The 13,350-nt window shown below is 66.1% G+C and carries 12 protein-coding genes; 5 read left to right on the forward strand and 7 right to left on the reverse strand.

The genetic code is table 11. The annotated features are described in order from the left end of the window. Positions 1-65: 65 nt before the first annotated feature. The 5 genes from MPSD_RS16115 to MPSD_RS16135 all read right to left on the reverse strand — a co-directional run bounded on the left by MPSD_RS16115 (position 66) and on the right by MPSD_RS16135 (position 5,839). Positions 66-2,141 (reverse strand): peptidoglycan D,D-transpeptidase FtsI family protein, encoded by a 2,076-nt coding sequence (locus MPSD_RS16115; RefSeq protein WP_020787134.1) that lies wholly within the window; start codon positions 2,139-2,141, stop codon positions 66-68. Further along, a complete protein-coding gene (gene ftsL, locus MPSD_RS16120; protein WP_086085357.1) occupies positions 2,138-3,409 on the reverse strand; it encodes a cell division protein FtsL in 1,272 nt (423 codons plus the stop codon). The genes MPSD_RS16115 and ftsL overlap by 4 nt, the downstream gene beginning before the upstream one ends. Next, on the reverse strand, positions 3,406-4,593 hold the full coding sequence (rsmH, locus tag MPSD_RS16125; RefSeq protein ID WP_086085356.1) for a 16S rRNA (cytosine(1402)-N(4))-methyltransferase RsmH: 1,188 nt from the start codon (positions 4,591-4,593) through the stop codon (positions 3,406-3,408). Before rsmH ends, ftsL begins: the two co-directional genes overlap by 4 nt. 1 nt (position 4,594) lies before the next feature. Further along, positions 4,595-5,026: a division/cell wall cluster transcriptional repressor MraZ gene (gene mraZ / locus MPSD_RS16130; RefSeq protein ID WP_011741272.1), complete on the reverse strand. Its 432-nt coding sequence runs from the start codon at positions 5,024-5,026 to the stop codon at positions 4,595-4,597. A gap of 408 nt (positions 5,027-5,434) precedes the next feature. Further along, on the reverse strand, positions 5,435-5,839 hold the full coding sequence (locus MPSD_RS16135; RefSeq protein WP_011741273.1) for a DUF3040 domain-containing protein: 405 nt from the start codon (positions 5,837-5,839) through the stop codon (positions 5,435-5,437). 297 nt (positions 5,840-6,136) lie between these two features. On the opposite strand from MPSD_RS16135, the gene MPSD_RS16140 reads away from it, so the two are divergent. Then, positions 6,137-6,775: a GNAT family N-acetyltransferase gene (locus MPSD_RS16140; RefSeq protein WP_011741274.1), complete on the forward strand. Its 639-nt coding sequence runs from the start codon at positions 6,137-6,139 to the stop codon at positions 6,773-6,775. 149 nt (positions 6,776-6,924) lie between these two features. Next, positions 6,925-7,572: a lipoprotein LppM gene (lppM, locus tag MPSD_RS16145; protein WP_015356146.1), complete on the forward strand. Its 648-nt coding sequence runs from the start codon at positions 6,925-6,927 to the stop codon at positions 7,570-7,572. Between the two features lie 45 nt (positions 7,573-7,617). On the opposite strand, the gene MPSD_RS16150 is transcribed toward lppM, so the two are convergent. Then, entirely contained in the window at positions 7,618-8,514 is an 897-nt protein-coding gene (locus MPSD_RS16150; protein ID WP_012394871.1) for a mycobacterial-type methylenetetrahydrofolate reductase, read from the reverse strand. A gap of 285 nt (positions 8,515-8,799) precedes the next feature. Between MPSD_RS16150 and idsA2 the strand changes: the two genes are divergently transcribed. Further along, positions 8,800-9,858, forward strand: a complete 1,059-nt coding sequence (gene idsA2 / locus MPSD_RS16155; RefSeq protein WP_036426503.1) for a bifunctional (2E,6E)-farnesyl/geranyl diphosphate synthase — start codon at positions 8,800-8,802, stop codon at positions 9,856-9,858. Positions 9,859-9,862: 4 nt separating this feature from the next. Next, a complete protein-coding gene (locus tag MPSD_RS16160; protein WP_036426502.1) occupies positions 9,863-11,443 on the forward strand; it encodes an alpha-(1->6)-mannopyranosyltransferase A in 1,581 nt (526 codons plus the stop codon). Positions 11,444-11,480: 37 nt separating this feature from the next. Here MPSD_RS16160 and MPSD_RS16165 read toward each other — a convergent pair whose 3' ends face one another. Further along, positions 11,481-11,885, reverse strand: a complete 405-nt coding sequence (locus tag MPSD_RS16165; protein WP_011741279.1) for an Rv2175c family DNA-binding protein — start codon at positions 11,883-11,885, stop codon at positions 11,481-11,483. A 150-nt stretch (positions 11,886-12,035) separates the two neighbouring features. Here MPSD_RS16165 and MPSD_RS16170 point away from each other — a divergent pair, with 150 nt between their 5' ends. After that, positions 12,036-13,271, forward strand: coding sequence for a protein kinase domain-containing protein (locus MPSD_RS16170; protein WP_174524096.1), 1,236 nt, complete (start codon positions 12,036-12,038; stop codon positions 13,269-13,271). Positions 13,272-13,350: the final 79 nt, after the last annotated feature.

A 13,350-nucleotide genomic window follows, 5' to 3' on the forward strand; every position in this document is an offset into this window, starting at 1 on the left:
TCGCGACACGAGCCGGCGCACCTAGGCGTTGCGCTGGTTCAGTGGTGGGTCTCGGCAGCAGGTTCCTAGGTGGCCTGCAGCAGCAGGGGCGGCCCCGGGTCCGCGGACAGCGGCACGTTCTCGCGCTGCATCAGCCACGCAGCGATGTTGTGGAACAGCGGCGCCGACGAGTGACCGGCGGTTCCATCGGAGTTGCGTTCCGGGTTGTCCAGCATCAGGCCGATGACGTAGCGAGGATTGTCGACGGTGGCCAGTCCCGCGAAGGTGATCCAGTACACGTTGTCGAAATAGCAACCACATGCCGGGTTGATCTGCTGCGCGGTTCCGGTCTTGCCCGCCATCTGGTAGCCCGGCACCGCGGCGGCGGTTCCGGTGCCCTGCTGATAGCCCATCGGGTCGCGCTGGACGACCGCGCGCAGCATCTCGCGCACGGTTTGAGCGGTCTGCGCCGACACCACCCTGATGCCCTCGGGCCGTGGCTCTTCGGTACGCGTTCCGTCGGCGGCGATGGTCGCCTTGATGATCCGCGGCGGTATCCGCGCCCCGTCGTTGGCAATCGCCTGGTACATGCCGGCCATTTGCAGCAGTGTCATCGAAAGCCCTTGGCCGATCGGCAGGTTCGCGAACGTGCTGCCCGACCACTGGTCGAGCGGCGGCACCAGGCCGGCGCTTTCGCCGGGCAATCCGACACCGGTGCGCTGGCCCAGACCGAACTTGCCGACCATGTCGTAAAAACGTTCCGGGCCGACCCGCTGCGCGAGCATCAGGGTGCCCACGTTCGAAGACTTCCCGAACACCCCGGTCGTGGTGTAGGGCATGACACCGTGGCCCCAGGCGTCGTGCACGGTAACGCCGCCCATTTGGATCGTGCCGGGCACCTGTAGCACTTCGTCGGGGGTGCTCAGCCCGTACTCGATGACCGAGGCCGCGGCGATGATCTTGTTTACCGAACCCGGCTCAAAAGGCGATGACACCACCAGATTGCCGAGTTGGCGGTCGCCCTGGCGGCCGATGTCTTGAGACGGGTCGAAGGTGTTGTCGTTGGCCATGGCAAGGACTTCGCCGGTCTGGGCGTCCAGGACCACCGCCGAGGCGTTGCGGGCTCCGGACAAGTTCTTCGCCTGCTGCACCTGTTGCTGCACGTAGAACTGGATGTCGTTGTCCAGGGTCAGCTGGACGGTGGACCCGTGCACCGCTTTGTGCCGGTTGCGATAGCTGCCGGGGATGACGACGCCGTCCGATCCCCGGTCGTAGGTCACCGACCCGTCGGTGCCGGCCAGCACCGCGTCAAGCGAGTCCTCCAGGCCGAGCAAACCATGGCCGTCCCAGTCGATGCCGCCCACGATATTGGCCGCCAACGATCCACCCGGGTATTGGCGCAGATCCTGGCGCTCCGAACCGACTTCGGGATACTTGTCGGTGATCGCGCTGGCGATAACCGGATCGACGGCGCGTGCCAGGTACACGAACGACTCGTTGCTCTGCAGCTTCTTGAGCAGGGTGGGCGCATCGGGCTTGTTGTTCAGCTTGCCCGCAACGTCCTTCGCGATGTCCTTCAGCCGCTGCTGGGGGTCGGGCGCAGCCGGAGACTTCAGCTTGGCCTCCTCCAGCTGCTTGCGAATCCGCTTCGGCTGGAATGTCAGCGCACGTGCCTCGATGGTGAAGGCGAGCCGATCGTTGTGCCGGTCGACGATGGAGCCGCGCAACGCGGCTTCGACGTCGGTGACCTTCAGCTGACCAGCCGCCTGCGCACGCAGGTCCTCGGCATTTGATACCTGCAGAACGAACAGCTGGGTCGCCGCCACCAGCATCAGCACCAAGATCACCGCGTTTCCGGCTCGGTGCCGAAACACGAATGAAGCACCGCGGCTGGCAACTTCCACCGCCTGGCGGGTGCGCCGCTCCCGTGCCGACCGGCCGGGCGGGCCGACCTCAGTGCGCGCCGCCGGACGGGTCTTCTTGGCCTGTTTGGCTTGGGGCAGTCGCTTCGGTTCACGAACCTGCTTGGGCGAGCGGTCGGCCCGCGTCTTACCGGACGACCTGGGCTGGCGCGGTTCGTGGGCGCTATGCGCCTTGCCCGAGACCCGCCGTGACCGCGAGGACTGCGACGGACGAGCCTGCCGCGATTCGCCGCGGCTCACCGTGACACCCCTGGCGCCGCAGCAGCGGCTGGACCGGGCTGTATACCGCTAGCCGGAGCCGGAAGCGCTGGCACCGGCGCCGGTACCGCCGCCTGAGGAGCCACCGGAAGCCCGGCCGTCCCCGGCGCCGGCGCAGCCAGTGGGGTCTGCGGGGCCACGGGGACGACCGCGACGGGCGGCGCCGTGACCGCTGGCACCGGTACCGGCACCTCAGCGGGCACCTGAGCGGGCACTGGTGCGGGCAACACGACCGGAGCCGGGGGAACTTGGACCGCCCCGGCCGCCGGTCCTGGCAACTGGCCCGGCCCGGTGACCGGACCCGCAACGCCAGGCAACTGGCCGGGAAGCGGCACCGGCCCCGGCGCCCCGGGTACCTGCCCCGGAATCTCGATCGGGGGCTGGCCCGGTAGGTGGTTGGTGCCGGCGCCAAGGGTCGACGAACCGTCTGGAGTGCGCGGCAACAGTTGCGGTCCCGTTCTGGGCAGCAACGCCGGATCGTCGGGACCCGGCATCACCCGCACCGGAACCTCGGGCGGCAACGCGGCCGGCTTCGGAGGCGCCGGAGGACCTTCTTCGGACAGCTTGCTGTTCAGCGGTGGCGGGGGTACACCATCAGCCGGCTTCGGGGTACCCACCACCACCCAGTTTCCGTCCGGAGCCTGAACCAGATGGGCGGTGTCCCGGGTGGGGATCATGCCCTGTTTGCGGGCCGCTTCAGCCAACGCGGGCGCGGATTCCGCCTCGCGCACATCGCGTTCCAGCGATTCCTTCTGCTGCTGCAGCATCCGGGTTCGCTCCCGAGCATGGCTGAGCTGATACGAACGCTCGGCCGCGTCGGTGGACAGCCACAAGGTGAGCCCCAGCCCCACCCCGAGCGAGCCGATCACCAACACCACAAACGGAACCCTGCTGAGCAGTGCGTGGGGACGCAGGTCCATCGAGGCCAGCCGGACCGCCATCCGCTCCGTCAGCTTGGGCCGGACGACCTTGGGTGCCTTGGCTTTCCGAGCCTTGGCCCGCGCTTCGGCTTGCCCGGTGTTCTTCGGCCGCGCCGGGCGCTCCGCGGGCCGCGGCATGGGTGTGGTCTGCGGTCCCGACATCGGGATCCGCGCCTCCCGGTTGGGCGCCTTCTTCTTTCCGGCCCGACCACGGCGCGACGCGTCAGCCGGTGTGCGCCTGGTGGTACGGGCGACCGAACCGTCGCGTCCGCCGCCACGATCGCCGCTTTGGCGTTTTCCAGGCACCCGAGCCTCGCGCTTCGCCTTCATGACTCGCCCTTCCCGGTTCCTTGTCGCGGTAGTGCCTCGAGCTCAAGCCGTTGCAACGCCCGCAATCGCACGGGCGCGCTGCGCGGGTTGTGTTCCACCTCGGCCGCATCCGCGCGTTCGGCGCCGTGGGTCAACGAGCGGAATCGCGGCCCATGGCCGGGAAGTTCAACCGGAAGGTCCACCGGTGTGCGCGAGGCGACCGCGTCGGCGAACACCCGCTTGACGATCCGGTCCTCCAGAGATTGGTAGGCCATGACGACAATCCGCCCGCCAACAGCAAGCGCGTCCATTGCGGCGGGGACGGCACTACGCAAGGAGCCCAGCTCGTCGTTGACCGCAATTCGCAGCGCCTGGAACGTGCGCTTGGCCGGATGTCCGCCGGTACGCCGCGCCGCAGCCGGAATCGCCTCGTAGAGAAGAGCAACGAGTTCCGCGGTGGTGGTGAACGGCCTGTCGGCGCGCCTGCGGATGATGCGGGCCGCGATGCGGCGCGCGAACCGCTCCTCGCCGTAGCGGTGCAGGATATCGGCCAGTGCCGCCTCGTCGTAGGTATTGATGATGTCGGCCGCCGACAGCGCTGACTGCGGATTCATTCGCATGTCCAGCGGGGCGTCCTTGGAATAGGCGAAGCCTCGTTCGGCCTGGTCGAGCTGCATCGACGAGACGCCCAGGTCGAATAGCGCGCCGTCGATCGATTGCGCTGCGCCATAACCCAGTTCGGTCAACGCCGAGGCCAGACCGTCGTAGCGCGTGTGCACCAGCGTGACCCGGTCGGCGAAGCGCGCCAATCGAGTCCGGACGATCTCGAGGGCACTGGGATCACGGTCGAGCCCGATCAGTCGCAAACCCGGCAGCTCCGTCAAGAACCGCTCCGCGTGTCCACCCGCGCCGATAGTGGCGTCGACCAGAACCGCCTCCGACCCGTCCGCGTGGTGGCGAGTCAGCGCGGGCCTGAGCAGTTCGACGCAGCGTTGCGCCAGCACGGGCACATGGTGAAAGTCATTGAAGCCGGGTTCCGTCGGGCCGTCAGCCACCGCGACACCTCCCCTGGTTGGGGCCGGGCAATCCTCGCCTACCAGGCGCAATGCCCCTGCGCCGAGGTCCCTGTCCGAAGGCACGAACCTGGCGTTGGGGAAGTACGCCAGGGTCGGTTCGGGCAGAGACCACGGTGCACGGACATGCACCTCAGAAAATGTCGCCGAGTGCTTCATCGCTGGCCGCGGAGAAGTTCTCTTCATGGAGTTGCTGGTACTCGTGCCAGGCCTGCGCATCCCAGATTTCGAGATAGTCAACCGCTCCGATCACCACGCAGTCCTTGGTGAGGCCCGCATAGCGGCGGTGGTCGGCCGACAACGTGATGCGGCCCTGGCTGTCGGGATGCTGTTCATCGGTGCCGGCGGCGAGGTTACGCAGGAAGGCTCGCGCTTCGGGGTTGCTGCGCGGCGCCTTGCTGGCCCGGCGAGCCAATTGCTCGAACTCCGACCGGGGGTAGACAGCAAGGCTGTGATCTTGGCTCTTGGTGACCATCAACCCCCCTGCCAATGCGTCGCGAAACTTGGCCGGCAGCGTTAGCCGCCCCTTGTCATCGAGTTTGGGCGTGTAGGTGCCGAGAAACACTAGGCCACCTCCAGCCAGAGTCACTCTGCTCACCCAAACACTTCAGCCACCATACCCCACAATCCCCCACTTCGCCCCATTGCCAGGGTTTCGCGCCCATGTTTTTCCACTGATCTGCCACTTCGGGATGAAGCCCTACCGCCACCACCCCCCATGTAGAGGGTCTAAGGAGTGACAAAGCCGCATTTCAGAGGCATCCAGGCCGAGAATGGGCGCCAAGTGGGGCCAAGTGGGGCATATGCGACACGCCGATCGGTCACAGATGGGGATCGGTACGGACTATCCGCCGTAATTGCCCAGTTCGTGGGTGCGCACGGGGAAAAGGGCAAACCCGCACCGGGCAGCCCAGCGCACCGCGGCACAAAAAAGGGGCGGCCGTGGGCCGCCCCGCCTTGTTCAGATATTCGCCTACTCGTCGAAACGGCGGCGGAACCGATCCTCCATACGACTGGTGAACGAGCCGCCCGACCCCTTGCCGCGGCGCTGACGCGATGTGCCAGACGCCGGCCGGGAGTGATCCACCCGACCCGACAACCGCGGGCCAGAAATGGCGAACACCACGCCGCCAAACATGACGACGAAGCCGAACACACTCAAAATCGGGAAGCTTCCGATCATCGTGGCCTTGAACGCCACACCGGAGACCAGCATCGCCAGACCGATGACGAACAACGCCGCGCCCTGTAACCGCCGGCGCGCTGTCGGTGCACGGAAACCCCCGCCACGGACGCTCGAGGCGAATTTGGGGTCTTCGGCGTAGAGAGCGCTCTCGATCTGCTCGAGCATCCGCTGCTCATGATCGGAGAGTGGCATTCGTCCCTCCTTGCCGACAGCTGTCACGTAACTACCGATAGCAAATGCCCGTTGTGCGGGCAACTAACTCAGATGATACGAGCTGAATCCGTGCGGTACCACTGGTTCGCCGGCGATTCTATCCTGGCGTCATCAATGCGCACGAATGGGTGGGAGTACCGCTGCGATGCAACCCATCACAATTGCCCCGTCGACTCCGGGTCGATCACCATCCAACCGCTCGCTGAGCTACTGGCGCGTGGTCAGATACTGGTGCTGAAGCATCGCACCAAACAACCACGAGGAGGGCAGCCCGCGTTGACGATCTTCGTCATTGATCTGCCGCCGGACGAGATGGAGCGCCGCCTCAGGGAGGCCTTGACGGTCTACGTCGACGCGATGCGTTACCCCAGAGGCACCGAAAACCAGCGCGCTGCCATGTGGCTGGAACACGTCCGACGCAGCGGCTGGAAGGCGGTGGCCGCGGTTGACGTACCGCAAACACAGCCATCAACGCAGCTCCCCGACATCATTGGCGCCGATCCCAACCACGAGTTGCCGGCCGCAGATCTGGCCAACGCTCCGATGGTCGGGGTGGCCTACGGCTATCCCGGAGCACCCGGTCAATGGTGGCAACAGCAGGTCGTTTTGGGCCTGCAACGCCGCGGTTTTCCGATGCACGCGATCGCTCGGGTGATGAGCAGCTACTTCGAGCTAACGGAGTTGCATATCCATCCGAACGCCCAAGGCCGGGGCATCGGAGAGGCGCTCACCCGTCGGCTTCTGGCCGGCCGCGGCGAGGAGAGCGTCTTGCTCTCCACTCCGGAAAGCAATGGCGAGGACAATCGAGCGTGGCGGCTGTATCGGCGGCTGGGATTCACCGACATCCTCCGCGGCTATTACTTCGCCGGCGATCCGCGCGCATTCGCAATCCTGGGCCGCGCGCTTCCCCTGTAGGCCCCGGCGGCACCCGAACCGGCGGACAGGTTGCCGTACCAACCCACCGGGTCTGGCACGATGACCAGGTGCGTGCCAGCTCTCCGACACTTTCAGCCCCAGCTGCCCCAGCGTTGCGCGCCCGACGACGGCGGTTGCTGGCAATCGCAATGCTATTGATGCTGGTGCCGCTTGCCACCGGGTGCCTGCGGGTCCGAGCGTCGATCACCATCTCGCCCGAGGACCTGGTGTCCGGGGAGATCATCGCGGCGGCAAAACCGAAGAACAACAAGGACACCGGGCCCCAGCTGGACAGCGACAACGTCGCGTTCAGCCAGAAGGTCGCGGTCTCCAACTACGACAGCGACGGCTACGTGGGATCGCAGGCGGTGTTCTCCGATCTCACCTTCGCCGAACTGCCTCAGCTGGCCAACATGAATCCCGACGCCGCCGGAGTGAACCTGTCGCTGCGCCGCAACGGCAACATGGTGATTCTCGAGGGCCGCGTCGATCTGACGTCGGTGACCGATGCCGATGCCGAGGTCGAGCTGACCGTTGCGTTCCCTGGCACCGTGACGTCCACCAACGGCGATCGCATCGAGCCCGAAGTGGTGCAGTGGAAACTCAAGCCGGGTGTGGTCAGCACCATGAACGCTCAGGCGCGCTACACCGATCCCAACACCCGGTCCTTCACCGCGGCAGGCATCTGGCTCGCCATCGCGTCGTTCGCCGCCGCCGGGGTGGTGGCGGCGCTGGCTTGGGTCAGCCGGGACCGCTCCCCGCGATTCACAGCCCCCGGCGATCAGCCGCCAAGCTAAGCGCGCTCGACTCGACGCCGCCGGGGCCCGGTGCCGCCGAACGGGCTAGCCGTGTGTGTCGGGCGCCCAGTAGGCGAGCATTTCCGCGAAGGTCTGGAAAGCGGCCGGAGACACCCCGTAGGTCGCCTCGAAATGGATGCTGAGCGGGAAGCCCAGACCGACGACGCCGTCCATTATCCGCTTGTACAGGTCGACCATGAGCTGGCGCTTCTGAGCAGGTTCGCTCGCGGCCAGGCGCTTGACGAACTCCTGTTCCGCGGCCACCGCAGGGTTGCCGGGATCCTGGATCAGCCAGTTGATCAGGCCGACGCGGCTTTCGACTTTCGGGATGAAGCCAAACGAGAGCAGCAGCTCGGGCCGGTGGTCGGTGCTGTCGGCAAATTCGGTGAGGAACTTGACGATGGCGTCCGAATACAGCAGCTGGGTCATGCCGTAGGTGGCGCCCTGGTTGCACTTGAAATTGAGCCGGCCCTGTTCGCCGTCTCGGGTGGGAATCACGATCACACCGCGGTTGGGCAGCAAGTCACGATAAATCGACAACGCGTCGGTGGGTGCAACCCCGGAGCCTTCCCCGTCGTTCATGGTGCGCGGCACGCCGACAAAGACCACGCCCTCCATACCGGCGTCAGACAAATCCACCAGCCGGCGACGCAGGGCCGCTTCGTCGGTAAACGCGGTTACTTGCGTACACAAGCCGTTGATCCCCGGCATTTCGGGTTTGATGATCTGCCAGAAGTCGAGCACGTCGAGCTTCTGCTGCATCGGCACCGGCCGATCGTCGTCTTCGGCGATCATCCCGGGGATCATCACGTGCCGCAGACGGCCGTCCAGCCCGAAGTCCGCCGAGTACTGCACCACTTTGCGCGCATCTTCCAATGCCCGTTCCTTGCCGCCATCGACATTGGGCGGCACCAGCTCAAGCGCGATCGTGCGTAGGGTCACACAGCTCCCCTTTGTTTTGACGATTATTCTCTGCCCGTTGCCAGGCGGCGCCACACCGCGCACAGGGGATCCGGGTCGCGCGGAGCCGCAAAACCCAGGTCACTTCCAACAGCATAGGTGTGGGTTAGTCAGTTAGGCGAAGCAACTTGTGGGGTCAACCCGCGCCGCAACCCTAAAAGACCAACACCCGCCGCCTGCGCTGTGGCCTAATACACTGTCGGGCCAGAGACAAGCCGAGCAGAAAGGGGCGCCGCGCTGAGCGTCGACGCATCGGCAACCGAAGAGCTGGCCGGCGCCATCACCGACCAACTGCGACTGTACTTGCGTGATCGTCGCAGCCAGGCGGCCTACATCGGCGACGACTACGGCGCCTTGACCGCATGGCTGGAAGAGTTCGTGCTCTCCGGGGGCAAGCGGCTAAGGCCGATTTTCGCTTATCGGGGCTGGCAGGCCGTGACAACCGAAGATCCCGACCCGGATCTACTGTTGTTGTTTTCTGCGCTGGAGCTGCTACATGCCTGGGCGTTGATACATGACGACGTCATCGACGCCTCGTCAACGCGGCGCGGCCGGCCAACGGCCCACATACACTTCGCGGCGCTACACCGGGACCGGAACTGGCTCGGCCCAGCACAGCAATTCGGGATCTCGGCAGCGATCCTGATCGGCGATGTGGCACAGGCCTGGGCCGACGACATCATTTCGCGGGTTTCCCAGTCAAGCCTGTCACCCGACGCGCAACGGCGGGTCCAGCGCGTCTGGTCGGATATCCGCACCGAGGTGCTGGGCGGGCAATACCTTGACATCGTGGCCGAAGCCAGCGCGGCCGATTCCATTACGTCGGCAATGACTGTCGCAACCTTCAAAACCGCCTGCTACACGGTCTCGAGGCCGTTGCAGCTGGGGGCGGCCGCGGCCGCCGACCGGCCCGATGTCCAGGAGGCGTTCCACCAGTTCGGAACCGATCTCGGAGTCGCGTTTCAGCTGCGCGACGACGTGCTGGGGGTGTTCGGCGACCCGGCAGTGACGGGAAAGCCATCCGGCGACGACCTGAGGTCGGGAAAGCGCACGGTGTTGATCGCCGAGGCGGCCGCGCTGGCGGACAGGTCGGACCCGAAGGCCGCCAACTTGTTGCGGTCCGCGGTCGGCAGTGAGCTCACCGACTCGCAGGTGGGCGAGCTGCGCGAGGTGATCGTGCGGGTCGGGGCCCTTGCGGCCGCCGAGAACCGGATCGCCGGGCTCACCCGGCGCGCACTTGCCACACTCGAGTCCATACCCATCAATGCCAGCGCCAAAGCCGGCTTGTCCGCGCTGGCCCGGACGGCCACGGACCGGTCGGCCTGAACCAATGACAAGTCCAACACCCACTCCGGAAGCCCTCTCTGTGACAAAAATGTCTGTTAGGCAACGCCTTTCGCGGATTCGAGAGTTTGCGTCCTCCCCCCAGGCCGGGCCTGCGCGGCTGGGGCTGCTGGGTGCGGTGCTGATCACCGTCGGCGGGCTGGGAGCGGGCAGCATCCGCCAGCACGATCCACTGCTGGAATCCATCCACATGTCCTGGCTGCGCTTCGGTCACGGGCTGGTGCTGTCATCGATCGTTTTGTGGCTGGGCGTTGGTCTCATGCTGATCGCCTGGCTGCGATTGGGGCGAGGGGTCCTCGCCGGCCAAGCCAGCGAGTTCACCATTCGGGCCACCACGGCGTTCTGGTTGGCGCCCCTGTTGCTTTCGGTGCCCATCTTCAGCCGGGACACCTACTCCTACCTCGCCCAGGGGGCACTGCTCCGCGACGGCCTGGACCCCTACGCCGTCGGCCCGGTTGCCAACGCGAATTCGCTGCTCAACGACGTGAGTCCGATCTGGACGATCACGACCGCACCGTACGGTCCGGCATTCATCCTTGTGGCAAAGGTCGTCACCATGATCGTCGGCAACAACGTTGTCGCAGGAACCATGCTGCTGCGTTTGTGCATGCTGCCCGGGTTGGCCCTACTGATCTGGGCGACCCCGCGCCTGGCTCACCATCTCGGGGCCGACAGCCCAACCGCAATGTGGATCTGTGTTCTCAACCCATTGGTCCTGATTCATCTGATGGGCGGGGTGCACAACGAGATGCTGATGGTGGGCCTGATGGCCGCCGGTATCGCATTAACCCTGCAACGCCACCATGTTGCGGGTATCGCGCTGATCACGGTCGCCGTCGCGGTCAAGGCGACGGCCGGGCTGGCACTGCCCTTCCTGTTCTGGGTATGGATGCGCCATCTACACGAGCGCCGGGGGTATCGGCCGGCTCATGCCTTCCTGGTGGCCGCCGCCGCCTCGCTACTGGTTTTTCTTGCCGTGTTCTCGGTGTTGTCCGCGGTGGCCCGGGTGGGGCTCGGGTGGCTCACTGCGCTGGCCGGTTCGGTCAAGATCATCAACTGGCTGACCCTGCCGACCGGGGCGGCCAACCTGATCCATGCCCTGGGCAGGAACTTCTTCACGCTCGACTTCTACACCTTGCTGCACGTCACCCGACTCATCGGAATCGCGATCATCGCCGTATCGCTCCCGCTGCTGTGGTGGCGGTTCCGGCGCGACGACCGGGCCGCATTGACCGGCATCGCGTGGTCGATGCTCATCGTGGTGCTGTTCGTACCAGCCGCCCTGCCTTGGTATTACTCCTGGCCACTGGCCGTCGCGGCGCCGCTGGCGCAGTCCCGGCGATCGATGGCGGCCATCGCCGGGATTTCGACCTGGATCATGGTGATCTTTAAGCCCGACGGATCACACGGGATGTACTCCTGGCTGCACTTCTGGATCGCCACAGGCTGCGCACTGGCCGCGTGGTACGCGCTCTACCGCGCGCCCGACCTGCGCACCCGGCCTGGCGAGACACCGGCCGACGAGCCCGCGGCGCCCCTCGATATGGGCACCAAGGACCCTCAGTAGGGCTCAGCGAGCCTCAGACGGCCTGGATCGAGCCTTCTTAGTAGGCCATGGCCTGCGCGCGGCGGACGACTTCACGAGCCTGGTGAGCATGGAGCGCGTCGACGGGGCGCGCGTTGCTCACCGCGTCGCGTGAGCCGTCGCGTGTGACGGTCAACGACGGGTCCGGCGTAAACAACCACCGGATGATCTCGGTGTCGTGGTATCCGCCGTCATGCAGGATCGTCAACAACCCTGGCAAGCTCTTGACCACCTGACCTGAGCTGGTGAAAAAGACCTGCGGCACGACCACACCCCCCTCGCGCCGCACCGCGACAAGGTGGCCTTCGCGCAACTGCTGATGCACCTTGCTGACCGGAACGCCGAGAAGTTCGGCGACCCGAGACAGGTCATAGGTTGGTTCGTCGGGGTCCAGGACGTCGTCGCCGGCCGGAATACTGCCCACCGCGCCAGTGTAGAACCTGGCAAGCTGGCGGGTGTGCGCGTTGCGGCTACGTTGCGCCCTGCGATTCGCGGCGCAACCTAGGATGGCTCAGTGGCTCGAGCTGAATTCCCCGGCTCCTTCGCAGACCGTGTCGGCCCGCATCGGGGCCGAATTGAAGCCGGGATTGGGGACCAATTGGACGGCGCGCTGTTGGATGGCCGTTACCTGGTCGGGGCCAGGATCGCCAGCGGCGGAACCTCGACGGTCTACCGCGGCCTGGACGTTCGCCTCGATCGCCCGGTCGCACTGAAGGTGATGGACTCCCGCTATGCGGGCGATCAGCAATTCCTCACCCGCTTTCAGCTCGAGGCCCGCACGGTCGCCCGGCTGAAGAACCCCGGCTTGATCGCCGTCTACGACCAGGGCTTAGATGCGCGGCATCCATTTCTGGTGATGGAGCTCATCGAAGGCGGCACCCTGCGGGAGCTGCTGAGCGAACGTGGCCCGATGCCGCCCCATGCCGTCGCGGCGGTGCTGCGCCCGGTGCTTGGTGGACTGGCGACCGCGCACCGAGCCGGCTTGGTCCACCGCGACGTCAAGCCGGAGAACATCCTGATCTCCGATGACGGTGACGTGAAAATCGCGGACTTCGGGCTGGTCCGTGCCGTCGCAGCGGCTGGGATCACCTCCACCAGCGTCATTTTGGGCACCGCAGCCTATCTGTCCCCGGAGCAGGTCCGCGACGGCAACGCCGGCCCCCGTAGTGACGTCTACTCCGCCGGCATCCTCACCTACGAACTGCTCACCGGCGCTACGCCGTTCACCGGTGACACGGCGTTGTCCATCGCGTATCAACGACTCGATCATGACGTGCCGCCCGCCAGCGCTGTGATCACGGGCGTTCCAACACAGTTCGATGAATTTGTGGCGTGCGCTACCGCCCGTGACCCGAGTGAACGGTACGCCGACGCGATCGAGATGGCGGCCGATCTGGACGCAATCGTGGAGGAGCTGGCGCTGCCCGAATTCCGGGTGCCGGCACCGCGCAACTCGGCACAGCACCGGTCGGCGGCGCTGCAGCACAGCCGAGTCAACCAACACCGGCCCTTCGAGGCCTCCGAGCAAGTCTCGGCCTCTCCGCACGGCCGCCAGCCGACGCGCGAGCTCCCCCGAGAACCCGAGAATCACAACGAGCCCCCCGGCTCCGACTTCGATGACGAATCCGACGAGTATGAATACGAGCCGGTGTCAGGGCAGTTCGCCGGAATCTCCCTGAACGAATTTGCCTGGGCACGACAGCATGCCCGTCGCACCGTGCTGATCTGGGTAGCGGTGGTGCTGGCAATCACCGGGATGGTTGCGGCCGCGGCGTGGACGATCGGCAGCAACTTGAGCGGACTGCTGTAGTCGCGCAACACCACTGAGCGAGTTTCCTACGCCGGCGATCCGCTGACCACCCAGCACCGCCTGATCACCTATCGCGACC

The sequence above is a fragment of the Mycobacterium pseudoshottsii JCM 15466 genome (genome assembly GCF_003584745.1).
GTDB classification, from domain to species: domain Bacteria; phylum Actinomycetota; class Actinomycetes; order Mycobacteriales; family Mycobacteriaceae; genus Mycobacterium; species Mycobacterium marinum.